The organism is Oleiphilus sp. HI0066, assembly GCF_001635725.1.
In genome coordinates this window covers 1-24,411 of record NZ_LWFH01001223.1, presented here as the reverse complement: position 1 = coordinate 24,411, position 24,411 = coordinate 1, and the positions used below count along the sequence as shown (strand labels likewise).

Sequence of the window (24,411 nt, the reverse complement as noted above, 5' to 3'; positions counted from 1 at the left end):
ACAAACTCCCATCCTTCGGCGCTTTAAACTGTTACATACTTTCTTGTCGGCATTCCTCCCAACACGGGCAAGCTTGAAGGTGATCATTGACCATGCCAACGGCTTGCATGAAAGCGTAGCAGATAGTCGGACCAACAAAGGTAAAACCTCTTTTTTTAAGCGCTTTTGACATAGCCTTTGATTCTTCTGTTTCAGCAGGCACCTCATCAAGACTATTAAATGTATTTTGTATTGGCGCACCACCCACAAATGCCCACAAGAATTCACTAAAACTTTGCTCTTCTTTTTCAAACTCTAGAAAGCCTTTAGCATTCTTGATGATCGACTCGACCTTCAGTTTGTTCCGAATGATTCCTGGATCATTAAGTAATGCATCACGTTTAGCTTGGTCATATTGGATAATCTTTTTCGCATCGAACCCATCATAGGCGGCTTCGTATGTCGCTTGCTTTTTCAGAATCGTTATCCAACTTAGTCCTGCTTGCTGGCCATCTAAACAAAGCTTTTCAAACAAAGTTTGATCATCGTAAACTGGCCGTCCCCAGACGGTATCATGGTAGTGCTGGTAGATTGGGTCGTCTCCACACCAGCCACATCGCTGCATTGTCTTGTGATCCTTTTTTGCCATGGTCAAACTCCACTTGTTATTGTAAATACTGTTTCAAAGAGCGAATAAAATTATGAGTCATTTTTTTGCATATATCAGCCGTCTTCGCTGGATCCAGCGTTGGAGTCTAATGCGCAATGCCATTCCCGAAGATGTTGCAACCCATTCTTGGGAAGTTGGCACACTGGCGCATGTCTTAGGCGTGATACATAACAACCAAAATCCTAACAATAAGATTGATGCTCATAAATTAGCGACTTGTGGTCTGTATCACGATGCCACTGAGGTCATCACGGGGGATATGCCAACACCGGTCAAATATCACAGTAAGGCCATGCGAAATGCATACAAAGGCGTGGAGCAACGCGCCGAAAAAGAACTGCTCAATCTATTACCCACAGAAATGCATGAAGCATTTAAAGGTGTATTAATAGAGCATGAATTACCCGAGGTATATCAACGTTTATTGAAAGCGGCCGATAGATTATCTGCCCTCTTAAAATGCCAAGCAGAATTGCGTGCTGGAAATAAAGAGTTTGAGCATGCAGCACAAGAAATACTCAAACGTTTGAACGAGGAACAACAGCCAGAAGTACTCTACTTCCTCGAAAACTTTGCACCGGCATATGCATTAAGTCTCGATCATTTACTGAAATAAAATTCTTTGAATATCAGCATTATTTAATTGCCCCTAGACATGGCGACATTTCCGGTCGTTTTAGGCGATATATTTACTCCTGTCGATAGGCAATACCGCCATCAATCATCAGGAGAAAAATTATGTTCCGTGTTAATGCATTTACTCAGAAAGGCACTAAATTCCGTTTCCGCGTCCAAGCTGACAACATTCACAGCGTGAGAGAAACCATCAATGAAATCTTCGAAGGGAAAGCCATGCGTTTAGTATTGGTCGAGCCAATCTCTTAAGCTGGTATGTTATGTATAGTGTTGTTGCATGGCGCTGAGGTAATCCGACAGCTCATTTCGTATGACCTGTGGAGCAGTAACCTTTGCCTGAGCGCCTAACGCTAGCAGCCAATTCCTCAATTGCACGGTGTGTTTTACCCTAGCGGATAAACGCCAATGCCCATCAGATATCTCGTTAAGACTTTGCGTTTCATTTAGAGGACTGTCTTGCAGATCACGCAACAAATGACTGCCTCTTTGCATGTAGAGATCTACCTCTAAGTCATAGCTATTTGCGTCACGATCTACAAGAACATCAGTATTTCCTGCATCCAGATATTCTTTGAGTTTAAAGTCTTCTGGAACTGCATTTGAAAATCGCGAAACCTCTAAATCTTCAATACGGTGAATCAAAAAGGTTCGAAACTCTTCTAAATTTCCATCGCGCGCATCATCATCTTTGACACCAACAAGATAGAGTTTGGGAAGCATGATCGTCACACCAAAAGGATGAACATCATATTCTTTTCGACCATTAGAGGTTTGATATGCAAACTTAACGCGCCGGCCATTTAAAATTGCCTGATAAATATTATCGAGCGTGTGCATATCGAAATCAGGTGTACGTAGGCTTTGACCACGCTGATAAAACTCAACAGCGTTACTCAAGCGAGTGTACTGTTTGTCATTCAGCTTTCTCTCGCTTTGTTTCATTTTATGCTCAGCATTAAAAAATAGCTGAGCAAGATCATTCTGAATTGCGCTAGGTAATACCTGATTCAAGTGTTTACGCGTCAGAGTTAGCGCGAGCGCCATAAACGATGGCATTTTTTCGAACTCGTAACTCACATCGTGATAGGGACTGACTTCCCAGAGTAATGTTTTACGTTGGCCTCGAATCGAGCGGAGATCAAAGTGATTGAAATAGCTATCATCTTCTTCGTCGTATTCGCCCAACAAAAATTTTAAATCTCTCTGAATTAAGCGCATCAAACTTTTCTCATCGCGCTCCTCTTCACCCACATACTCTCCATCGATCAAATGTTGAATAATTTGATCCGTACCCGCAGGTTCAAGATTGGCAGCATTACGCTGTTGGAGGTAACGTAAAATCTCCAAGCGTCGAAGAAAGGTTTCCATACTTAAATCTTATTACTCGTTTATTATTTTGATGATCTTGAGACAACTAAGAAGTGCGCTTCCCAGAACGTTCTTCTTTCTCTTTCTTAGCGAGCTCTTCTTGCTCACGTTTTGCCTCAAGCATGGCCCGAAATTCAGCCATTTCGGCTTCCATCATTTCTGGCGTCTCCAAAGTGACGCGTCCTAGTTTGCCGCTCCGTAAGTCTTGTAAAAAAATCGTTGCTGCTTGGTGAACATCAACCATACCACCACTTTTTAGACAACCACGTTTTTTACCGATAAGTTCAAGCAATTCATACTCGTCACTTCCAAACTCACTTAAACCATAGCGATCTTTTAAAGCATTTGGATAAAGCACTCTGAACTCTTTTAAACATTCCCATGCAACATCTTCATATTCCATCGCTGTATCTTTTACGGCGCCGGTGCTCGCCAAACGATATCCACACGTTGCGGGTTCAAGCTTTGGCCATAAAATACCGGGGGTATCGGAAAGGGTAATGCCATTATCGAGCTTAATTTTTTGCTGTCTTTTCGTCACAGCAGGTTCGTTACCGACCTTAGCGATTGTTTTTCCAGCCAAGCTATTGATCAAGGTCGACTTCCCTACATTCGGGATACCCATGATCATCGCACTAATACCTTTATCGCTATCGACTTTATGAGGAGCGAGTTTGCGACAAAGGTTTGCGATCATCTTAATTTTGCCGTCAGCGGTGGCACTCAATGCCAAACTTTTTACCGCATTATCTTTTTCTAAATGCGCTTGCCAAGCTTCGGTGACTTTTGGGTCGGCAAGATCAGCCTTATTAAGAAGCTTAATCACTGGCTTCTCACCGCGCAGATTTCCAACCAAAGGGTTTGATGAACTAAACGGAATACGCGCATCAAGTAACTCAATGACGACATCAACGTCAGACATTACTTTTTTGATTTCCTTACGGGCTTTGTGCATATGGCCCGGGAACCAATTAATTGCCATTAGGCTGCCTTCTTATTAATCGTAAACAGGTTGTTTGAGAATATAGAGTGTGGTGCACACACCACAGACCGCGATGATAATACATACCCACCATATTGCCGCTATAAACATCGAGACAATCATGCTGATCCACATAATTGTTAGGATGCGCATGCGCAATTTTCTTTGAAAACCTTTTCCACTATGCCACGCATCAATTTGAGGCCCTAACTGGGGATGACTCAATAATGCATCATGAAAGCGTTCTGATGAACGCGCAAAACACCAAGCAGCAATAAGTAAAAATACAACGCCAGGCATCATTGGAACAAACAAGCCTATTATGCCTAAACCAACACAGATAAAGCCGACAGAAATTAAGGCCCATCGCACTATTATATTTTTCCGAACTTTATCCATTACTACAAACTACAATCATGTTGCTTCTCTTGAATCACAATAGTACCAAATACTCATCGTAGCGATACTAGTTCCAATGCCAGATATCACCTGATTTATTTCACTATTTTCGGATTTATTCGTACGACCTTAGGTGCTATCGCGACGAAACATTACAATATTGCAGACGGAGAAATTTATATGACAGTTTCAAAAAATATGGTTGTTCAGTTTCATTATCGTTTGAGCCACAACGGTGAGGAGCTTGAAAGTTCACATGGCGGCGATCCGATGGCTTATTTACATGGTCATGCGAATATTATTACGGGTCTCGAGTCAGAGATGGAAGGGAAAGACATGGGCGACATATTTTCCGCTGAAGTGCCTGCAGCAAAAGCATACGGCACACGCCATGAAAACGCAGTACAAAGAGTCCTTATTAAACATTTAATGGGAGACAAGAAACAGTTAGCGCGATTAAAACCGGGGATGACGGTTGGCATCAATACTGAACAAGGTGCTCGCCAGGCCACGGTTGTTAAAGCAGGCAAGTTCAATGTCGATGTTGATACGAACCACCCTCTCGCAGGCAAAGATCTGACGTTTGATATTGAAATCATTTCTATTAGAGAAGCTACAAAAGAAGAAATATCACATGGTCACGCGCATGGTGTAGGCGGCCATCACCATTAACAAGCCCTAATGTTGCGACTCTGGAAGATCCTCTGCAAAAGCCTTAAGGTTTTGGGTCTCAAAGAAAATGTCTGCCCGTCTACTGTTCAGGCTGACATCAAATGAATGGAAACAGAACTATGAACATAAAAAAAATCGCTTTGCCTTTACTAACTGCGAGTCTTATTGGAATGAGTCCAGTTACACTAGCTGAAGACGGCGCTGCTAAGTTTGAAAGTAAAGAAGCAAAAGTCAGTTATGCCTTTGGTGTGATGTTTGGTCAGCGCATGCGCAACGAACTCAAAGATATCGATTTAGATCAGTTCGCAAATGGTCTGAAAAGTGCGTTTAACGATGAACCTCAATTGCTTACTGATGACGAGATAGCTCAAACCTTGAGTGAATATCAGCGTGAGATGCAAGAAAAGCAAATTGCTGAACTACAAAAACTTAGTGAAGCGAATAAAATTGTTGGCGAAGAGTTCTTGAGCGCAAACAAAGATAAAGAAGGCGTAGTGACGCTAGAAAGCGGTTTGCAGTACAAAGTTCTTACTGAAGGCAAAGGCCCTCAACCTGCAGCAACAGATACTGTAACAGTGCATTACACCGGCAGCCTTATTAGTGGCGAAGTATTTGATAGCTCTGTTAGTCGAGGTGAACCAGCAACATTCCCGTTAAATGGCGTGATCGCAGGTTGGACCGAAGCGCTTCAACTAATGCCTACAGGATCAAAGTGGCAATTGTATATTCCTGCTGATCTAGCATATGGTCCACAAGGTAATCGCTCAATCGGACCTAATGAGACTTTACTATTTGAAGTTGAGTTGATTGAAATAGCGAAATAAGCACACGCTTATAAATATAAAAGGCGACTCATTAGGTCGCCTTTTTACTATCTGAACTAAGCCAAATCTGGTGCTAAAACTCAGTATTAATCTCAACTTCTTTTTCGCCAAATTTCAGATAAAAACACGATTTTCGGTGGGTATGACACGCCGCTCCTGTTTGATCAATCATTGCTAGCAAAACATCACCATCACAATCGGTGCGCAATTCTTTTAATTGCTGAGCATGACCAGAACTCTCCCCTTTTCGCCAAAGACTTTTGCGCGACCTAGACCAGTAACACATCCGTCCAGTAGCGATAGTTTCTTCTAGCGCATCGCGATTCATCCAAGCAAACATCAAAATCGACTTAGTCTCAGCATCTTGCGCAATTACCGGAATCAACCCTTGCTCATCAAAGGTTAATTCCTCAATGACGGTCGCGATAGGGAATGTTGTTCCCTCTTCTTGCGCTTCAATCTCTTTAAACCATGCTTTCATATTTGTCGTTCGCTGCTTCGAGGCTATAGAGCATATGAAAGAGTTGCTCACATGCTCTGAAATTTAGTAAGTATATTAAAGTTGGCGAATGCTAGATGACACATCAATAAAAAGCAATGTCTGCACTTCTTCAAGAAAAAGTCTCATCTGTAGCAACAAAGCAGGCTTTTCAGGCGAGCCTAGAAGAGATCAAAAATAAACAAACAAAGAGTGCGACCGCCAAAACTGATTCAAATTTGAGCAATAAGTGCAGAATTTAGTCAAATATTTGTGTATTTTTTAGACAATTCGCTTTTTTGCTACTTGACGAACTCTAGTGATGGGTCGAGACTTATTGACGCAGCCAAAAAAAATAATCAACGGAGGCGCTATGAGCATATTGCATACTTTCGGTATCTTGACTCACCCTGACAGAGAATGGCAAACGATTCGCGAAGAGCATGAATCGGCCCCTAAGCTTTTTCTCACACACATCATTCTTCTCGCACTTATCCCCGCAGCAGCAGCGTATTACGGGACAACTCACGTTGGTTGGCAAATCGGCGATGGCGATATTATTAAGCTGACAAATTCTAGCGCCGCACAACTCTGCATTCTGTTTTACGCAGCAATGCTAAGCGGCATATACATTATTGGTAAATTCATTGATTTTTTTGCGGCGACATATGGCGTAGAAGCATCTGAACACAACGGTATTATTCTCGCCGCTTATACCGCAACGCCTTTATTCCTAATAGGCGCTATCGCGATATATCCAGTGCTCTGGGTAAACATGATGGCCGGAGTGGTCGCAGTATGTTGGTCGGTCTATCTCCTTTATGAAGGATTACCAATCCTAATGAAGATTCCAGAAGATAGAGGGTTTATGTTTGCCTCCTCTATCTTAACAGTGGGATTAGTGATGCTAGTCGGCTTGTTTGCCATTAGCGTCATTATCTGGAGCGTTGGAGTTGGTCCAGAATATATAAGTTAACACCCTTAACTCATTACAAGAACGCTCGCTTATTCGCGAGCGTTTTTTCTTAGTTCTTCTTTTAAACTCTGAATTTCTTTATACAAAGCTTCAAGCGTCACTTCTTCCTTACCCTGCTCTTCATTTTTTTGCATTCGCATTTTGTGGTTTTCTTCTTCCATCACACTCACAACAATACCAATCACCATGTTTAAGAATGCAAATGCCGTAAAGAAAATAAAGGTTAGATAGAAGATCCAACTTAGAGGATAAACCTCCATCGTTTCATATTGAACGTCAGTCCAATCCTCGAAGGTCATAACTCGGAATAAAGTCAGCATAGCAATGGCTATATTGCCCCAGAGCACCTCATTAATCTCACCGAACAAGTGGCTACCAACGGCTGCGTAGATATAAAAGATAATGAACATTAGCAGCATTACATAACCTAGCTGCGGCAATGCTTTAACTAGTGAGCTAATCAAAACGCGTAGTTCAGGAATCACAGACACCATTCGTAAAACCCTGAATACACGAACAAGCCTAGCTAGCAAAGCCATCTCGCTCTCATTGATAGGGATAAGACTGATCACTACGACAAGGGTATCAAAAACATTCCAACCATCTTTGAAAAACGCTTTTTTATTAGGTTCTGCAATAAAACGGATACTGATTTCTATCAGAAAGAAAATCGTTACAAACCAATCCAATATCTTTAAAAATGGAATAACATTTTCAGGGAGATGATAGGTTTTAGCGCCAATTTCTAGGGCTGAAACTAAGATAATCGCAATAACTACAAACTCAAAGATACGATTATTTTTTAATTTAAAGAAAGACTGTTGAATACCACCAGAGACCATATTTCTGCTCGTCCACATGAAATTTCTGGGCACGATACACGAATATAGGTAACAAGATAAAGAGGTTAGGAGAAGGGAAAGTATAGGGATGGGGGAGTAAACGGAAAAGCTGGCGATCCATGCCTGCTTATTACCATCCGTGTCTCATCCCTTAGCTACGGTCATCCTTGATTCCGTCAACATTTCCGTATGTTTATGCTGTCCCTATGAGCAAATAATAGATGAGGTAATTAGGGAAAAATATAGGAGATCTCTGAAACTTTGTAGGATATATCCTACAAAGTTTCAGAAAAACATCTGAATTAAGCTAGAGAAAATTGAATCTGCTTTTTAGACCAATCAACACGCTTCAATGAAACCTTTAGTTTTTGCGCTAAGGTAAATTCGCCTTTTGAAGTTTTCAATTGCATCAAATCTTGGTTAAAACTGCACTTGCCTTCAATATCCCGCGTCGCAATCACACCTTCAATGCCATTATCTAATACACGAACTTGCATACCAGTAGTAAATACACGAACAACTTCCGCATCAAACTCACCAGATTGACGCGTCATATATTCACACTTCAATGATTGCTCGATATCGAAAACAGATTTACGAATAGCGTCTTGCTTCTCTTCAATCGATTCAAGGTCTTTAGTAGTTAAGCTATCACCAACATTACTCTCAATTAGAGACGTTAATAAACGATGTAGTAAATAATCATTCGCTTTGCGCAGAGGTGAACTGATGGTCGTGTAAGCGTCAAAACCCAGAGCAAAATGAGGCGCTTTTTCAAGACTAAACCCGGTTCGATCCAACTGTCTCAGCATTAGTTGCCTTAAATACTCTCGCTCATCATCTGCTTGTAACGCTCGAAATATTGATACGAAACCATCTAAGTTTGCTAAACTGAATTCTTTTAATTCAGGAAGTTTTTCATTCAATACTGTACTAAGCGACTCTAAACGATCTGCACGAACGCCTGAATGACTGATGTACAAAGCAGATTTTGCGTTCTCTGCAAAATACTGAGCTGCACAGCGATTCACAGCTAACATACATTCTTCAACCCATGCATGAGCCGCAACACTTGTTCGTGGGTGAATTGCTTCAATTTTCTGGTCAGCGTTAAGCTCTATAAAAAAGTCAGAGCGACTAGGCTGGACATTCGCTGTGCTCTTACGTTTTTCTAGTAGAGCTTCGGCAAGACCTTTTAGCGCAATCACTTGTGGTCGAACATTCTCATTCACACCATCAAGTGCATCATCGCTCGCTTGCGTATACGATAGTTTTTGCGCCGAAGTAACACTACCAAGGCTAATTTTCTCTAGCGCAACATCACCATCTTTAGAAACTTGTATCGTGAAAACTTTCGCTAAACGCGTCTTTCCTTCTACTAATGAGGCTAAGTTCGCACTCACCTCTTCAGGTAACATTGAAACAACTTTATTAGGCGCATACAAAGAAGCGCCGCGTTGCAAAGCTTCTTTCTCTAAGACCGGAGCATGCTTAACTAAGGCTTCTGGATCAGCAATAGCAACGAGTAACTTCCAGCCATCGGAGTTTTCTTCAATGCAAAGCGCGTCATCCATGTCAGTCGTGCGTTCACCATCAATGGTAAAGAAAGCATGTTGACTAAAATCTTCTCTCTCAGCACATAACTTAGCGACCAAGTCTTCCGTCAATGTCTTTAAATCTTGCTCAGATTTTTCACTCCAAGCTTCTTTAATACCATGTTTTTTCAGACTGTAGGTCCACTCAATACCTGCATCTTTTTCATTACCAAGATTATCGAGTATGTGGGCTTGTGGCTTACCATTTTTAATTGGGTGTTGAACAAGCTTGCACTGAAGTAAGTCGCCAACTTTCGCTTTCCCGCGTTTATTTGGTGGAATAAAGATCCATCGACTTGTACCATCGAAATCCGCTTCTGCAAAATGTGCAGCGCCTTTAGACACGTATTTACCAAAGAATAATTTATTATTCGATTCGATCAGTCGTTCTACTTTTGCAAACGTTTTGTTCTTGTCGTCTTTTTTGATCTCTACTTCAATTCGATCGCCAGGTAAGACTTTTAGCATTTCATCCGGCGGTAAAAATACATCTCGGCCACTTTCAAGGCTAACAAAACCGAACTTCTGCCCTGTCCCTTTTACTCTGCCAAATTGCAAATCACGGCTAGCTTTAATATCACTTTTGAGCTGCTTTAATTGGTCCAAAGCATCTAATTTAAGCATTTCTTTACCTTTAAAAAGCCTCGGTAGGCTAAATCAAATTAACGTCAAAAATCCTGCGTGGAATCAATGAAGACTTCGCAGTTTCTCTTTTAACTTCGTCGAGACTCGCATTGTTAAAAGGGCATAAAATCGTCACCAAACCATGGGCGAGACAATCTATCACGCAAGCAAAAGGAATCAAATTTTTTAATGTATCTAATCTTGATAACTCTTATCTAGCCAGCTTTTTTCACTATTTTGCTCTGCACAATCATGAAGAGAAATATAAACCTCAGGATTTAATCCTTCAGGCAACTGATAATCCTGTGTCGCCTTCTTCAAATCATTCAATAAAATTTGTGCGCCGTCTCTATTCGTTGCAGTCACAAGACATGCAAAACGGCGATCACTTAATTTATACAACACATCTGTAGAACGAATACGGCTTTTCCAGATCGACACAAGAACCTGCAACAATGTTCTTTCTTTCGTCAGATTCATTTTTCTTGGTAATTCAACATCAATCACCAGCAGCACACAATTCATCTGGTAACGCTGATGCAAGGCAAAGTAATGAGAAAGGTCTTGCTCAAACTGTCTCGCATTACGACATGCGAACATATCCTCCTCAGTATGCTTAGGCCCTGCTCTTTCAAGTCGACCGATACGAAAGCGAACAAAGCTCGCTAACGCAAATAATGAAAAAACTAGAACGGCATTTTGGGCTAGCTGCGTAAAATCATTTAGCGCGCTTAAAAGCAACATACAAAGAAGAGAAAAGGTCGCGGCAAACACCAAATCAAGGACTAATGCTGCCCAAACAGTCATCACTAACAAGCAGCCCATAACAGCAACACTATTCACACCCGATGTCAGATGCACAACAAAAATAGATGCAAAAAGGACTAAATTAATTGCTGGAATAAACTTGAGAAGATTTGAAAACAAAGAGGAGAAGTTGAGCGCAAACATCACAGCGCTCAAACCGATGATGAAAAACACCGCGTGGTTCAAGCCTAATAAAACAAGCTCAATGATCGGAAATAGCAAAACGAAAAACGATAACAGTTCTTTTTGCAGCGTTTTCTGAATCATTTCAGGAGCGACTCTGATTTACGCTAGTTTAATGGCCAGTGACTCTAGATATTCCAAGCTCGGAATCACCGCATATTCTCCATCGACCCTAATACGGCTATGTTCAGCAGGAGAATCGCTCTGCTCTTCTTCTTGAATGATATCCTTACTCACCTTTACTAAGCGCGGGAGACCTTGAGTGAGAATGGCGCTAAAAGGTAACTTCTGATTATCTAGCCCAACGCTATTAATTACAGCTATACGCGCTTGAGTATTCCGAGCGGGTTTCTCTTGGCCATTGGCAACTTCATAGCTTAGCAATGGAACCTGTATACCCCGCCACATAATATTTCCTAGAAAATATTCTGGCCCTTCTGCTTCTTGTGGTTTGGTATATTCAATTACCTCGGCCACACTCACGTTTGGCAACACCAACTTAGTGCCTTCAACCGGCAAATATAAACTCGAAATTAGCTCTGATTCAGACACTCTGAACTTCCTTCATTTTTTAGGCAAATTAAGAAATGCCTGTATTCTTGTAATACGCTGTCATTAACATAGCAAGGTCTTTTGGTGCAGCAATCCGTTGGCATATACGCTTTTCGATCACCGATTTCGGCATCATGTCGCTGACTGCACTATGCTCACTTTGCGCCCAAACTAAACTGCCACGCCTAGCCAAATCTTTTGCTGTATCGGCGCCATCTTCGCCCATGCCACTAAACACGATGACATTAGCTCGATTACCGTAAGTGAAGCTTACTCGACGCAACAGCTCATCAATACTTGGGGTATATTCACCTTGCCAAGCTGAACCCGTTTTAAAACAAACACCATTGGTAAAATCAATGCTTGAGTCCACGGGGACTTTGTAAATCACGCCGGGGGCTAATTCACACATTCCATCAATTGCAACAACAGGCAATTTCGCGTCTCTGCCAATAACATCAGCTAAGGCTTTAGAACCCACTTCATCGAGGTGCTGCGCGTACAAGAAGCTCGCGGGTATATCTTGGGGTAAGGCGTCTAGAAACTCCTTCACAGCTTCAGGCCCCCCTAACGAAGCAGCTAGCACCCATATATCGAAAACCTCATTGCTTTGGTTTGGATGGAGATGCTGAATAAGCTTTTTAATTAAAAAAGAAAACTCCCTTTCCCTCAGCTCATGCTCACGACTAAAAGGCTCCAACCCCAAAATAACCGGAACAGCTAAATCGGCTATGTATTGCGCCAGCTCATCGCTTGCCAAATCAAAAAATGGCTCGTCAACTAACCAGCATGAAATTTGGTTGTAGCGCTCAAGGTCTTCAATTTTCCAGCTTTGCGGTGCGATACTCACCTGCGCAGAAAAACCGTATCGCTCAGCAAAAATACTTAAGTCTTTTCTAAGTAAAGGATCCTCACTAATTATTCCGAGCGAAGCCTGGATCCTCATCATGTACTCTTATGCTGTTACTCTTGTAGCAGCAAGAACTTCTTCAATTTTCTGCAACAGTTCTTGCTCTTGGAACGGCTTACCCATGTATTCATTTACACCAATCGACATCGCACGATCTCGGTGCTTTTGGCCCGTTCGTGAGGTAATCATAATAATCGGAACATCTTTCAAACGTTCATCGTGGCGTACAAGTGTTGCTACTTCAAACCCGTCCATACGAGGCATCTCAATATCTAACAACATGACATCTGGCTTGGTATCTTGAAGCTGTGCAATGGCATCAACCCCGTCTTTTGCTGTAACGACATCCATACCATTGCGTTCGAGCAAGCGCGTCGATACTTTTCTTACTGTAACCGAGTCATCAACAACCATCACAAGTGGTGTTTCGTTCTGTGTATCAACATTTCCATCAGTATCTAGAACATCCATGACACCTGCTGACTCTTCACGAATCAATGCCGGTAAATCGAGGATCACAACAACACTACCATCACCAAGAATCGTTGCCCCTGAGACGCCATGCACCTCGCTGAACTGCATGCCTAAACTTTTTACTACTATCTCTCGAGAACCCATCAAGCTGTCAACTTGTAACGCCATAGGTTGATCGGTGCCTCGAACCAAAATGACGGGCAATGGCAAAGGCTGACCTTTTAACTTCGGCTGATGCGCGTTGTGTAGCAAAGACCCCAAATACTGGAGTTTATAATCACGTCCCGCATATCGATAAGGTGGTGCGTCTTCTTGATAGTACTCTTCTAATTCGTAAGGGCTGACACGAACAATACCTTCTATCGTATTCAGCGGAATGGCATAAAAATCGTCACCTGTGCTCACCATCAACGCACGGTTAACAGATACCGTAAATGGAAGTCGAACCGTGAACTGGGTACCTTGTCCTACTGTTGAATCAATAGAAATTGCACCACCGAGCTGTTTTATTTCGCTTGCAACAACGTCCATACCAACGCCGCGGCCACTAATTTGCGTAACATGCTCTGCGGTACTGAAACCCGCTGCCATAATTAACTGCAAGGTATCTTGCTTTGATAACTTGGCATCTTCAGCAATCAAACCTTGCGATACCGCTTTCGCTCTAATTTTCGATGCGTCAATACCAGCGCCGTCATCTTGCATACGAATGACGATATCGCCACCCTCGCGCGATACAGACAACGCAATCGTTCCGGCTTCTGGTTTGCCCGCTTTCACACGTTGTTCTTTAGGCTCAATACCGTGATCAAGGGCATTACGTAGCATGTGCTCTAACGGCGCAACCATTCGATCAAGCACTGATCGATCCATCTCACCACTTGCATTGGCTACTTTAAAATCAACAGCTTTATCTAATTCACCACTGATCTGACGAACGATACGACGCAAGCGAGGAACCATTGACGAGAATGGAATCATGCGTGTTTTCATCAGGCCTTCTTGCAGCTCTGAATTAATGCGAGATTGTTGCAATAGCAATGTTTCTGCATCACGCGCTCTATTCGATAAGGTATCTCGTAACTCCGTTAAATCGGTCGCACTCTCTGACAGCGAACGAGAAAGCTGCTGTATAGAGGAATAGCGATCCATCTCAAGCGGGTCGAATTCTTCGTATTCAGAAATAGCGATACCCTCTTGCTCAGCGCGGTAAAGTACTTGCGCTTCTGTCTCGATTTCCATACGACGCAATTGCTCACGCAAACGCTCGATCGTTGCGGCCATCTCTTCAAGAGTAAAACCAAAATCAGTAATCTGCTGTTCTAGGCGACCACGCGAAATACTTGTCTCACCAGCAAGATTCACTAAGGCATCAATCAACGATGCGCCCACACGAACAGATTCTTGTGAGCCTGACTTTTTCTCTTTAACAGGCTTCGATGGGCTTTGTTGTTGGCCAAGCTGAATCAACTCTTGGCTTGCAGAAGATTGCTCAACAACTTCTACTGGAGTTTCGTTTTGAGGCTCCTCTTCTGGCGCTTGATCAGTTAGCTGCGCAAGGAAATCTTTGGTGAGACTATGCAATGCATCTTGAGCTTTTAATGCTAGCGCTTTGAGTTCACCCTCAAAGGCTTCGCCATTTGAATAGGCTTGGATTAAACGTGTTTCAAAATCATGACTCGTGTCTGCCAACTTATCTAAGCTCGCTAGACGGGCACCACCTTTGAGAGTATGCAGTACTCGTTGCAACTCTTGATTGTAGTTCTGTTCGGTTGGCGCATCAGCCCAATCCGCCATGTTCGTTTCGAGCGCTTCGATGAGTTCCTGCGCCTCCTCGGCGAACATATCAAGCACTTCTTTATCGAGGGCGTCTTCTTCTGATAATTCAGGCTTAACAGGTTCCGCTGGCTCTGGCTCAACTGGAATTGTCGTCTCTTTTACGAGCGTTATCTCTTCAACTTCAACAATTTCAGGTTCTGTAGCCTCGATATTCTCAACTTCAGATTCTACTTCTGTTTGCTCAGGCTGAGGTGCTGGAACCTTACTTAATACTGGTTCTTCACCAGCAATAGAGCGCTTAACAGCTTCTAGCAAATCTAATGCTGGAGCAGGAACAGAACCCGCTTCAACACTATCGACCATAGACGCTAGTGCATCATGACACTGAAGACAAAGTTCAATCACGGCCGGACTCGCAACGGTGTGTGCTTCAACCGTGCGCTCAAACAATGTTTCTAACTCATGTGAGAGATCACCAATTGCAGTGACCTCAGCCATACGTGCACCACCTTTTAGCGTATGTAGATCGCGCTGCAATTCACCTACAAGCGTAAAATTATCACTCTCACTCTGCCATTGGTGCAGTAGCTCGCCTGAATGATTGATCAACTCTAGCGCTTCTTCCAAGAAAATTTCAGCTAACTCAGGATCAAGTTCCGCCAAAGATCCTGAAGCAGTTTGATCAACTTCTTCAACTTGGATGGTTTCTTCTGGTACAGCTTCTAGTTCCGTCGCTACAAGCTCTTCTTCAGTTTCTTCTACAGCATACTCTGGAATGGCTTCAGCTAGAGATTCCTCAAGTGCATCAATACTAATTTCGATATCTTGCTCTTGCTCTTGCTCTTGCTCTTGCTCTTGCTCTTGCTCTTGCTCTTGCTCTTGCTCTTGCTCTTGCTCTTGCTCTTGCTCAAGAGTTTGATGCTCAGAAGCTATCTCTGCCAACAAGTTAAGCAACTTCGCATCAACATCTGCACTTAAGCCCGCAGCTGTCTGATCCATCATATCGATCAAACCATCATGACCCTGTTTGATCGTCGCAATAAATTTGGAACTTGGCGCACTTTCAGAATGATTGATTACATCATATGCACTTTCTAAAGCACGACATAACTCTACAATGGCATTCAGACCTGACACCTTCGCGCCGCGTTTAAGCTTTGTAACTTCATCATAAAGCTTATTGAAGTCTTCATTAGTAATCGCGCCTTGCTGCCACTGATCAATAATGCGCTCCGCATCGAGCAAAATATCCAAGCCTTCAGTTAGGAACATTGCAACCAACTGAGGGTCTTGCGTATTCGGTATCAAGGCATCAGTTTCTTGTTCAAGATCTGACATGCGGTGCTGTTTATACGCAGCTAACTTGGCAACTAATTCTATTGATCCTGGAACACTTTGCTGAGGCGATGACTCTAGCTGCGCAATACCTTTACGACACACATCCATGCTCTCTTGCATTAATGCTGCTAGCTTGGCATCAACTTCCAAGCCATTAGCGCGCAACTCTTTCACAAGGTGCTCTAGCGGTACGGCAATCTCAGCAATTGGCTGAATGCCTGCTGTATTCGCACTACCTTTGAGCGTATGAAGCGCACGAGATAACGCATCGTTCACAGCAATCGGCTGGTCACCCTCAACCAACATCGCAAAGTGCACAATAGTATCGATGTGCTGCGTCGCTTCTTGCTCAAAAATACTTAACAAGGAATCTTCAATTTCTTCAGAAGCAACAGTTTTCTGAACCGGCTCTTGCGGATTTTCCGATTCTTCCACTTCACCCGTAGATGGGGCAGAAAGCTCTACTTGCTCACCCGCTATCAATGCTTGCGCATGCGCTTCAACTTCAACAGGATTGAGCACTGGCGCCTGACGTAATTTAAAGTTTTCGACTAAAGCTGGAATATGCGCCGCAATATTCTGAACAAAATCAGCGATAGAGGAATTCATCTCTGTTGTCGCATCAATAATACGATTAAGAAGATTTTCAACTGCCCATGCTATTTCACCAATATCGAGGGCTTCCACCATGCGGCCACTGCCCTTCAATGTATGAAATGCACGGCGCAACTCTGTCAACGCTTCTTTGTCCTCATAATTGTCTACATAGCGCGGTAAATAAGTTTGAATCGTCTCGTTTACTTCTTCCGCTTCTTCAACAAAAATTTCTAGAATTTCATCGTCAATTAAATCATCGTCGGACTCGTCTTGTGGTGCTTCAACTTGCGTAGCGTCGATATCGTTTGCCGGCGCGACTTCAGCTTCAATCTCGATATGCTCTTCGTCTGAAAATTCTTCTGCAACTTGTCCGTCAAACACTACCTTAACTTTCTCAGCCAAAGACTGACTTAAATTAGAGTCTTGCCCTTTTGAGAACGCTTCTAACAACGGAGCCATGTTTTGACGAATCTGATCAATGACATCGAGTTCACCAGCTTTTATTTCAATGGTTTGCTCAATTCGCTTATTAAGTCGCTCTTCCACAACCCAGGCTAGATCTGCAATCGCATTTGCACCAACTAACTTACCACTACCTTTCAAAGTATGGAAAGCACGACGAAGCTCAGCCAAAGCTTCCTGATTCGCGGCATCAACGTGCAATACTTTAGTCGCCGCTTCGATGTCAGCAGCAACTTCTTCTACTTCTTCAGCAAAGATTTCTAGGATATCTTGATCAATTAACTGCTCATCGCTTTCCTTCGCGACTGACTCTGGCGCTTCACTAGCCGCTTCAGATATGTGGTGAGGGGAAATATGCGTAGTTGCATCCGATCCATTCGTCACGCCAAGCTTATGCAAGCTTTCACGCGCAACTTCCAAGAAGCGGTCGCTTTCTGGAGCACCTTCAGAGAGGCGTTCGATGTAGTACTCAATACTACTAATTGCATCAGCTAAGCGATCTAGCTCTGACCAATCAGGCTTTACTGTCTCTCGAATTAAACGTTCGCTGATATATCGACTGCAGCCACTAATCAATTCAGCAGCTTCTTCCAAAGGAATAATCTGTAAGCCACCACGAACACTTTCTAGAATCGCGGGAACACCCTCAATCTGCTTGATATCCCAATTAGAAGTAATAAAACCAACAATGCCATTTTTAGCTAATTCAATTGATGCTTTAGATGCCTCAATCACTGCTGCATTAGCATTCTCAAATTGCTCAACCGGCACGGCATTAGCAGCCTCAGGGCCTTCAGCGAGATGTCGAACTTGAACTTCAACAGACAAAATCGCGTCAGCAAGATTCATCATTGAGTCTTGATCAACCGAAACAAAGTCTTTGCTATCTAAGACATTGATCTGCTCTTCTAGAACTTTTTCTGCATCAGAGATACCGACCATTTGTAGCGAACTGGCCATCTGACGAAGCGCCGGAATTAACTCTTTCAAGTCATCGACTTGAGCGCTCTGATCTCGGGATACAAGGTCAATTTTATCTTTGAAAGAAGCAAGCTCTTCCATCAAAACAGAAGCAATCGTACTTAGCGTTGATTTATCTGGGCCAAGAATCTCTTTTTCTGGGTCGTCATCGATTTGCAATCCAAATTGATCGCGCAATGAAGTAATTCGCTCCGATGAAGCGTCGCTTGTTGCAACATAATAAAGAAGATTTTCCAACAAAGATGTCGGCACTAAACGTGTCATCGCATCATCAGCTTCTTCAATCATAGCCTTAAGCTGAATATCAAGTTCACGCAGTAATTGCTTTTGCGCGCTGCCTAGGCTCTCTTCAGATGCATTCAAGGTCTCTAAGAAGGCGTAAGCAATCGTCCACAATTGACCTAAAGGACTTCCTTTACTGAATTTTTCTAAACGCTCAATCACTTTGCTTAAAAAATTCAAATGCTCTTGAGAGTTGGTATTGCGAATAACGTTTGCCAGAGAAGACTGAAAACGTTGACGAAGCTTACGAAGGTTTTCAGCAACTTTCTTATCCTGCATGCGCGCATTTAAAACAGGATTCGGCTCGATAGCATTGCCAGCTAAATCTGGATGAAAGCCCGCCGCAACAAACTCTTCACCTTTAGCCGCTTTAAGGTCATTGAAGACAAGGACCAAAGTAGAAGGAACATCAGCTAGGGCTTCATTAGCAGCTTCTAAATAATTCTGCAGATGAAGAATACCTGCCATCAAAGCTTCTAAAGCTTCATCAAAACTGGCAACCGAATTATCTCGAAGAGCCGCGCATAGCTCTTCCATTTGGGAAGCAACCGTAGCCGCACCGTATAATTCGACCATTTTTAATGTGCCGACAACTTGATGCAGATGGCTCAAGCAAAAATTTAACTGCGTAGGTTCTGAACGATCATTTGCGAAAAGTTCGAGTGCATTGCGCGCAAGCAACAGAGTCTGATCTACCTCTGCCCTAACCCAATCAAGTGCAATGTTTTGATGGCTACTGGCCATTACTCGATACCTCTAATTTTTATTAGTCTCTAACACGCTGGAAAGCCAAGGCGCGTTTATCATCAACTCTTTTCAATTTCGGGTGGCTCCAATCAAGTGCTTCTCCAGCACCAATAATCAGAACACCACCAAGTGCGAGTCGATCACCTAGTTCATTCAAAATTTCATGCCGAAGCTCGTTACGAAAATAAATCAGAACATTCTGGCAGTAAATTAAGTCCTGATTATTGATCGGGCTTTGACTTATATCGCGCATATTCTGTTTCGCAAAACATACACGCTGACGAATGTTTTCCTGAACCTGAAATTCATTTTCAGCTAGCTGTGTGAAGTACGTGCTTTTCCATGCTCGAGGCAACCCAGTCATACGACGTTGTTCATACACCGCGTGACGCCCCTTCCCTAAAACTCCCCAGCTCACATCAATGCCTGTGACACCAAACTTAGGCTCACACTTAATTTCTTTGAACAAGCTATCGCATAAAAATGCCAAGGAGTAACTTTCCTCGCCACTACTGCACCCTACGCTCCAAATAGCTAAGTTCCGGTCTTTCTTTCTCTTTAAGCGACTCTTCATTACCAAGTAAGCAAGAGCCATTGCATTGGAGTCTCGATAAAAACGTGTTTCACCGATAACTAATCGATCCAACAATACCAACCATTCTCCTAGCCCCTGCAAGGGTGCCGATACCTCTTGAAGGTAATGGTCGTAATCGTTATATCCCAATTCGCGCATGCGAATGGTCAAACTAGACTGTAAACGGGATTTTTGATCTAAAGGAAAATGTGTACCAAGCTTCTCTTCAACAAACGACCGCCAACTTTCAAACTGGCGGTCATCCATATTCGGAATGATCAATTCATCTTGACTCATGTCGCTTGTAAACATCCCTTGGGGTTGAACAGACATTTAATTCGGCTCAACCGTACAATCACAGATTACGAAGCTTGCGCAGCTTCATCATCATCCAAAGGAAGCTTAAAGCCTGATACCGATTCTCTTAGCTGGCTAGCAGTTTGAGCAAGGTGGCCAACGGATTCTGCCGTTGCACTCGTACCCGCTGTTGTTTGCGATGTAATCTCTTGGATTACATTCATCGTGTTTGATACATGGCCTGCAGACATCGACTGTTGTCGCGATGCATTGGAGATGTTTTGAATCAAGTCAGCTAGGTTCATCGATACGCTCTCGATCTCTTCTAGCGCAACACCCGCGTCTTGAGCCAAGCGAGCCCCACGTACTACTTCGGCAGTTGTTTGTTCCATTGAGATAACTGCTTCGTTCGTATCCGTTTGGGTTGTTTTAACAAGTGCCTCAATCTGTTTCGTCGCTGCCGATGAACGTTCTGCTAGGCGCTGAACCTCGTCCGCAACAACCGCGAAGCCTCGACCTGCGTCACCCGCCATCGATGCCTGAATTGCGGCGTTCAAAGAAAGAATGTTTGTTTGGTCGGCAATGTCGTTGATCAAGGATACGATATCGCCGATTTCTTGCGAAGATTCACCCAGTCGTTTGATGCGCTTAGATGTTTCTTGTATCTGCTCACGAATTGTATCCATACCGTTAATGGTATTGTTTACAACGTCAGAGCCTTTTTTCGCGATCGTTACAGATCGCTCCGCAACCGCGGCTGATTCTGCTGCATTTGAAGATACCTGATCAATCGACACAGCCATCTCATTGATCGCCGCAGACGCACCAGCAATTTCTTGTGCTTGGTTTTCTGAAGAGTCGGCCAACTTCATAGTCGCACCCTGCGTTTCACTCGCAGAAGAGGCAACCTGTACAGCCGTATCTCGAATTGCTTTTACCAGACCACGCATCTGATCGATCGCGAAGTTAATGGAGTCGGCTATCGCGCCGGTGAAATCTTCCGTTACTGTCGCTTCAGTTGTGAGGTCACCATCTGCCAGATCAGCTAGTTCGTCTAGTAAACGCAAAATTGCGTTTTGATTTTGCTCATTTTGCTCTTCTGTCATACGCAAGCGCTTTTGCGATTCCTGATAAAGCAACACACCAATGACAACGATTAACGCAATAATTAGAGCCAAAATAAAGTAGGCAAGGGCAGCACTGAAGAAGCGGCCATCGGCTTGGCTTTGCACGCTATTGGATAGAGCGTACGTTTCATCAAGTAGCGCAATAGAATCTTCAAAGATTAAGTTAGCCGCTTTACGCACCTTGAATAACTCAGGGGAAGTTTCAAGAATTGCTTGTACGTTACTATCAACATACTCGAACAACTCGGCAATCGCTTCTAGACCATAAATCGCGTCTTCATCTGTCACTTGCGAAATTTCCATGGCCTCATTGCCATCGAACATCGAGTTCATAACACGACCAAACAAGCGCGCATCTTGACCAAAACGATTCGCTGCAATCGCAGCATCCTCATCACCGGATAGAATGTTATTTACACTTCGAACAATACGTTCAGCACGTAGAGATTGACGTTCAGCTACGGAGATTTGGTCGGCTGGAGCATCACCATCAAGAAGAATCGATACAACGTCCTCATACTCCACCTGAAGTTCAGGGATGGTGTCGTTTAGAGTTTGCGCGATCTGGTGAAGGCTAAGAACGGTGTCTTGGTTTTCAAGAATACGGTCAGCATTGGAACGCACATTCTCCCAACGCGCCGTTACGCCCGTCTCGATAGGTAGAACGGATGCCGGCAAGCCAGTCTCTGGATTACCATTGACGATATATCCAAGTAGCTTTTCAAAATCTTCACGCGAGCGCTTTAACTGCGCGAAAGCTTCTTCTTTACCAGATGCAGCTTCCGTCGAGTTTTTCGCAATTTCTTGAGAAAGTACTCTCAAGTCACTGGCGTACGCACTGTAATCTCTATCGTAACTACTATCACGCCCGATAAAGTAAGAAACCACTATTAGAAAAACTAACAATGTGACGAGGGCTATCCCTAACCAAAAGATAACCCCTGTGTTATCTTGATCAGAGCTGAATCTTCCGGACATAATCTTCATTTTTTTTCTGGCTCCCGGCCTTTCGCAGTTCTTACTATTTTTGTGTCAATGACACGCTTGTAAATCTGGCGTCTGATACCAATCGCTTAGCATCAAACACCAACCAATCTTTACCATCTCTATTGAATGCACCATCCACAAAGGCAACGATATTTTTCGACAATGGTTCTGAAGTGGTATTTTTCAATCCTTCTTGTTCGAAGTGTTGCATGCCCTGAACGTGGTCGACCAATAAACCACTGAGCATGTCGTTATGTTCCACAACAAGAATTCTTTTATCTCGAGATCTAATCCGTTCGCTTGGTACGCCAAAAAAACGAGACAAATCAATGATAGGAATGAGGCGGCCTCGAATATTGGAAACACCCAACACCCAAGCTTTTACTCCAGGAATAACGGTATATTTTGGAACATGTAATAGCTCGGACACGGACCCCATGCCGGCTATGAATTGATAACCCGCTAGCGAAAATCCGATACCACTAAAATATTCACGAACTTCTTCTTGGGCAGGCAAGCCTACAGAAAACTGCGCACTTTTCTTCGCTATATCTCGTAAAGCATCAAACGAGTGCGCGACTTCACTACTCATACTATTTAATCAAGTAACTCGTTAATGGTAGCGATGAGGTCATTTTCGCTAACTGGCTTAACTAAGTATCCTTTCGCACCTTGGCGCGTACCCCAAACTCGATCAGTCTCTTGATCTTTGGTAGTAACAATCACTACTGGAATGTCAGCGGTCTCAGGTGTTCTCGTTAATTGACGAGTTGCTTGGAAACCGTTTAACCCAGGCATTACAACATCCATCAAAATAAGATCAGGACGTTCCTGACGTGCAACGGCTACGCCATCTGCGCCATTATCAGCTGTAATTACTTCGTGTTTATGCTGGTCGAGAATTGTTGAAATCTTGCGAATTTCTGTTGGTGAATCATCGACGATAAGTATACGAGCCATAGCTCTCCCTCATTTAATTCATCTTGCGATGAGAGAATTGTTAATCCTTTACTTAGCCATTTTGAGGTGCATGATTACGAATCGTACTCAGCAACTCATCCTTACTAAACGGCTTAGTTAAATATTGATCTGAACCCACAATACGGCCTTTAGCCTTATCAAACAGACCATCTTTACTCGATAGCATAATGACCGGGGTTGATTTAAAAGCACTGTTATTTTTGATCAAAGCGCAAGTTTGATAACCATCAAGACGTGGCATCATAATATCGACAAAAATAATGTCTGGATTTGAATCTGCAATCTTTGCCAAGGCATCAAATCCATCGGTTGCCGTAATGACCATGCAACCTACCTTCTTTAATAAGGTTTCAGCTGTACGTCGAATGGTCTTACTGTCGTCGATGACCATTATTTTTAAATTTTCGAAATTATCTTCCATTTGTATTACTGCCTAGGCAATTACCCGTGCACTGTGTGCGTTTTTTATATAAACAATAGGCGCCATTATCGGTCCATAAAACTTACTATAGACCAATATCTTAAAAGTGTTTCTTAATATCAATTCACGAACTGAATTGCTAAGTATCTATTATGTATAACTTATTTCTGAAACTTGGGCTTATTTTCACTGTCTTAACGACGTCAAAGTCCCACGCATCAAACACTTACCCTGATTTAAGTAGCTTAAGTGCTCTATGACGACTATCTTTGACACCTTATTTTTAAGACTAGTACAAAAATTATTTTTGGTAGGTTTTCTATGGCGATAAAGCTTGGAATTGTGATGGACCCCATCACAACCGTAAACACAAAGAAAGACAGCACATACGCAATGATGCTTGCCGCTGATGCAAAGGGATGGGAAATCTACTACATGGAGCAAAAAGATTTATCGCTCGTTCAAGGCGAAGCTTACGGCTCTATGCAACGCATACATCTCAAACAAGACCCCGAAAATTGGTACGCATTAGATAACTCAGTCGATAGCCCTCTCACTCAGTTAGATGTTTTATTAATGCGCAAAGATCCGCCTGTAGATAGCGAATTCATCTATGCCACCTATATTGCAGAACGAGCTGAGCAGCAAGGCTTACTAGTGGTCAACAAACCTCAGAGCCTTAGAGACTGTAATGAGAAGGTTTTCGCTACGGCTTATCCACAGTGTTGCCCTCCCGTATTAATCAGTCGCAACCCAAAACAGTTGAGAGCCTTCGTTGATGAGCACCAGCACGTCATTTTCAAGCCATTAGATGGAATGGGTGGCACCTCTATATTTAACGTAAAAGCTGGCGACCCAAATATTGGT

Annotated in this window: 21 protein-coding genes and 1 pseudogene; 6 read left to right on the top strand and 16 right to left on the bottom strand. The window is 43.1% G+C overall.

Annotated elements, in window-relative coordinates; translation table 11 throughout:
• Positions 1-31: 31 nt before the first annotated feature.
• The gene (locus A3738_RS17590; protein ID WP_068483436.1) at positions 32-628 is read right to left on the bottom strand and encodes a DNA-3-methyladenine glycosylase I; all 597 of its coding nucleotides are present in this window, start codon (positions 626-628) and stop codon (positions 32-34) included.
• Positions 629-680: 52 nt separating this feature from the next.
• Here A3738_RS17590 and yfbR point away from each other — a divergent pair, with 52 nt between their 5' ends.
• Both yfbR and A3738_RS30025 read left to right on the top strand, forming a co-directional pair.
• A complete protein-coding gene (gene yfbR / locus A3738_RS17585) occupies positions 681-1,265 on the top strand; it encodes a 5'-deoxynucleotidase (RefSeq protein WP_068480578.1) in 585 nt (194 codons plus the stop codon).
• 122 nt (positions 1,266-1,387) lie between these two features.
• Positions 1,388-1,534, top strand: coding sequence for a hypothetical protein (locus tag A3738_RS30025; protein WP_156493583.1), 147 nt, complete (start codon positions 1,388-1,390; stop codon positions 1,532-1,534).
• 9 nt (positions 1,535-1,543) lie between these two features.
• Here A3738_RS30025 and A3738_RS17580 read toward each other — a convergent pair whose 3' ends face one another.
• Genes A3738_RS17580 through A3738_RS17570 form a run of 3 tightly spaced genes read right to left on the bottom strand, consistent with a single transcriptional unit; the run spans position 1,544 to position 4,007 of the window.
• Positions 1,544-2,653 (bottom strand): YafY family protein, encoded by a 1,110-nt coding sequence (locus A3738_RS17580; protein ID WP_068483439.1) that lies wholly within the window; start codon positions 2,651-2,653, stop codon positions 1,544-1,546.
• A gap of 46 nt (positions 2,654-2,699) precedes the next feature.
• Complete coding sequence (gene ylqF / locus A3738_RS17575; RefSeq protein ID WP_068483442.1) at positions 2,700-3,635, bottom strand: ribosome biogenesis GTPase YlqF; 936 nt, start codon at positions 3,633-3,635, stop codon at positions 2,700-2,702.
• Between the two features lie 15 nt (positions 3,636-3,650).
• Positions 3,651-4,007: a YbaN family protein gene (locus tag A3738_RS17570; protein ID WP_197469386.1), complete on the bottom strand. Its 357-nt coding sequence runs from the start codon at positions 4,005-4,007 to the stop codon at positions 3,651-3,653.
• A gap of 207 nt (positions 4,008-4,214) precedes the next feature.
• Here A3738_RS17570 and A3738_RS17565 point away from each other — a divergent pair, with 207 nt between their 5' ends.
• Together A3738_RS17565 and A3738_RS17560 are read left to right on the top strand one after the other, a co-directional pair.
• Complete coding sequence (locus A3738_RS17565; RefSeq protein ID WP_068480409.1) at positions 4,215-4,706, top strand: peptidylprolyl isomerase; 492 nt, start codon at positions 4,215-4,217, stop codon at positions 4,704-4,706.
• A gap of 119 nt (positions 4,707-4,825) precedes the next feature.
• Complete coding sequence (locus A3738_RS17560) at positions 4,826-5,530, top strand: FKBP-type peptidyl-prolyl cis-trans isomerase (protein WP_068483446.1); 705 nt, start codon at positions 4,826-4,828, stop codon at positions 5,528-5,530.
• Between the two features lie 73 nt (positions 5,531-5,603).
• Here A3738_RS17560 and hisI read toward each other — a convergent pair whose 3' ends face one another.
• On the bottom strand, positions 5,604-6,011 hold the full coding sequence (gene hisI, locus A3738_RS17555; protein WP_068482893.1) for a phosphoribosyl-AMP cyclohydrolase: 408 nt from the start codon (positions 6,009-6,011) through the stop codon (positions 5,604-5,606).
• Between the two features lie 370 nt (positions 6,012-6,381).
• On the opposite strand from hisI, the gene A3738_RS17550 reads away from it, so the two are divergent.
• Complete coding sequence (locus A3738_RS17550; protein ID WP_068483464.1) at positions 6,382-6,984, top strand: Yip1 family protein; 603 nt, start codon at positions 6,382-6,384, stop codon at positions 6,982-6,984.
• A gap of 29 nt (positions 6,985-7,013) precedes the next feature.
• On the opposite strand, the gene A3738_RS17545 is transcribed toward A3738_RS17550, so the two are convergent.
• The 11 genes from A3738_RS17545 to pilG all read right to left on the bottom strand — a co-directional run bounded on the left by A3738_RS17545 (position 7,014) and on the right by pilG (position 23,544).
• Positions 7,014-7,844: an ion transporter gene (locus A3738_RS17545; protein ID WP_082878569.1), complete on the bottom strand. Its 831-nt coding sequence runs from the start codon at positions 7,842-7,844 to the stop codon at positions 7,014-7,016.
• A 284-nt stretch (positions 7,845-8,128) separates the two neighbouring features.
• Positions 8,129-10,045 (bottom strand): VacB/RNase II family 3'-5' exoribonuclease, encoded by a 1,917-nt coding sequence (locus tag A3738_RS17540; RefSeq protein ID WP_068483452.1) that lies wholly within the window; start codon positions 10,043-10,045, stop codon positions 8,129-8,131.
• A 195-nt stretch (positions 10,046-10,240) separates the two neighbouring features.
• Entirely contained in the window at positions 10,241-11,119 is an 879-nt protein-coding gene (locus A3738_RS17535; protein WP_068502100.1) for a hypothetical protein, read from the bottom strand.
• Positions 11,120-11,137: 18 nt separating this feature from the next.
• A complete protein-coding gene (locus A3738_RS17530; RefSeq protein WP_068483458.1) occupies positions 11,138-11,587 on the bottom strand; it encodes a chemotaxis protein CheW in 450 nt (149 codons plus the stop codon).
• Positions 11,588-11,615: 28 nt separating this feature from the next.
• On the bottom strand, positions 11,616-12,533 hold the full coding sequence (locus A3738_RS17525) for a chemotaxis protein CheB (protein WP_068503019.1): 918 nt from the start codon (positions 12,531-12,533) through the stop codon (positions 11,616-11,618).
• A gap of 9 nt (positions 12,534-12,542) precedes the next feature.
• Positions 12,543-19,154: an Hpt domain-containing protein gene (locus A3738_RS17520; RefSeq protein WP_068763741.1), complete on the bottom strand. Its 6,612-nt coding sequence runs from the start codon at positions 19,152-19,154 to the stop codon at positions 12,543-12,545.
• A 22-nt stretch (positions 19,155-19,176) separates the two neighbouring features.
• Entirely contained in the window at positions 19,177-20,064 is an 888-nt protein-coding gene (locus tag A3738_RS17515) for a protein-glutamate O-methyltransferase CheR (protein ID WP_082878371.1), read from the bottom strand.
• A 29-nt stretch (positions 20,065-20,093) separates the two neighbouring features.
• Positions 20,094-22,142: a methyl-accepting chemotaxis protein gene (locus tag A3738_RS17510; RefSeq protein ID WP_068501332.1), complete on the bottom strand. Its 2,049-nt coding sequence runs from the start codon at positions 22,140-22,142 to the stop codon at positions 20,094-20,096.
• Positions 22,143-22,176: 34 nt separating this feature from the next.
• Positions 22,177-22,734 (bottom strand): chemotaxis protein CheW, encoded by a 558-nt coding sequence (locus tag A3738_RS17505; RefSeq protein WP_068482899.1) that lies wholly within the window; start codon positions 22,732-22,734, stop codon positions 22,177-22,179.
• 5 nt (positions 22,735-22,739) lie between these two features.
• Positions 22,740-23,102 carry a twitching motility response regulator PilH gene (gene pilH, locus A3738_RS17500; protein WP_068482902.1) on the bottom strand — a complete coding sequence of 121 codons (363 nt, stop codon included), beginning with the start codon at positions 23,100-23,102 and terminating at the stop codon, positions 22,740-22,742.
• A 52-nt stretch (positions 23,103-23,154) separates the two neighbouring features.
• A complete protein-coding gene (gene pilG / locus A3738_RS17495; RefSeq protein ID WP_068482905.1) occupies positions 23,155-23,544 on the bottom strand; it encodes a twitching motility response regulator PilG in 390 nt (129 codons plus the stop codon).
• A 321-nt stretch (positions 23,545-23,865) separates the two neighbouring features.
• On the opposite strand from pilG, the pseudogene A3738_RS17490 reads away from it, so the two are divergent.
• A pseudogene (locus A3738_RS17490) lies at positions 23,866-24,411 on the top strand (glutathione synthase); the annotation flags it as partial.

Coding starts and splice junctions, on each gene's coding strand:
- A3738_RS17580 (WP_068483439.1), bottom strand. CDS start 2,653: ATGGAAACCTTTCTTCGACGCTTGGAGATTTTACGTTACCTCCAACAG.
- A3738_RS17510 (WP_068501332.1), bottom strand. CDS start 22,142: ATGAAGATTATGTCCGGAAGATTCAGCTCTGATCAAGATAACACAGGG.
- A3738_RS17550 (WP_068483464.1), top strand. CDS start 6,382: ATGAGCATATTGCATACTTTCGGTATCTTGACTCACCCTGACAGAGAA.
- A3738_RS17565 (WP_068480409.1), top strand. CDS start 4,215: ATGACAGTTTCAAAAAATATGGTTGTTCAGTTTCATTATCGTTTGAGC.
- A3738_RS17590 (WP_068483436.1), bottom strand. CDS start 628: ATGGCAAAAAAGGATCACAAGACAATGCAGCGATGTGGCTGGTGTGGA.
- A3738_RS17545 (WP_082878569.1), bottom strand. CDS start 7,844: ATGTGGACGAGCAGAAATATGGTCTCTGGTGGTATTCAACAGTCTTTC.
- A3738_RS17535 (WP_068502100.1), bottom strand. CDS start 11,119: ATGATTCAGAAAACGCTGCAAAAAGAACTGTTATCGTTTTTCGTTTTG.
- pilG (WP_068482905.1), bottom strand. CDS start 23,544: ATGGAAGATAATTTCGAAAATTTAAAAATAATGGTCATCGACGACAGT.
- A3738_RS17540 (WP_068483452.1), bottom strand. CDS start 10,045: ATGCTTAAATTAGATGCTTTGGACCAATTAAAGCAGCTCAAAAGTGAT.
- A3738_RS17520 (WP_068763741.1), bottom strand. CDS start 19,154: ATGGCCAGTAGCCATCAAAACATTGCACTTGATTGGGTTAGGGCAGAG.
- ylqF (WP_068483442.1), bottom strand. CDS start 3,635: ATGGCAATTAATTGGTTCCCGGGCCATATGCACAAAGCCCGTAAGGAA.
- hisI (WP_068482893.1), bottom strand. CDS start 6,011: ATGAAAGCATGGTTTAAAGAGATTGAAGCGCAAGAAGAGGGAACAACA.
- pilH (WP_068482902.1), bottom strand. CDS start 23,102: ATGGCTCGTATACTTATCGTCGATGATTCACCAACAGAAATTCGCAAG.
- A3738_RS30025 (WP_156493583.1), top strand. CDS start 1,388: ATGTTCCGTGTTAATGCATTTACTCAGAAAGGCACTAAATTCCGTTTC.
- A3738_RS17505 (WP_068482899.1), bottom strand. CDS start 22,734: ATGAGTAGTGAAGTCGCGCACTCGTTTGATGCTTTACGAGATATAGCG.
- yfbR (WP_068480578.1), top strand. CDS start 681: ATGAGTCATTTTTTTGCATATATCAGCCGTCTTCGCTGGATCCAGCGT.
- A3738_RS17525 (WP_068503019.1), bottom strand. CDS start 12,533: ATGAGGATCCAGGCTTCGCTCGGAATAATTAGTGAGGATCCTTTACTT.
- A3738_RS17560 (WP_068483446.1), top strand. CDS start 4,826: ATGAACATAAAAAAAATCGCTTTGCCTTTACTAACTGCGAGTCTTATT.
- A3738_RS17515 (WP_082878371.1), bottom strand. CDS start 20,064: ATGTCTGTTCAACCCCAAGGGATGTTTACAAGCGACATGAGTCAAGAT.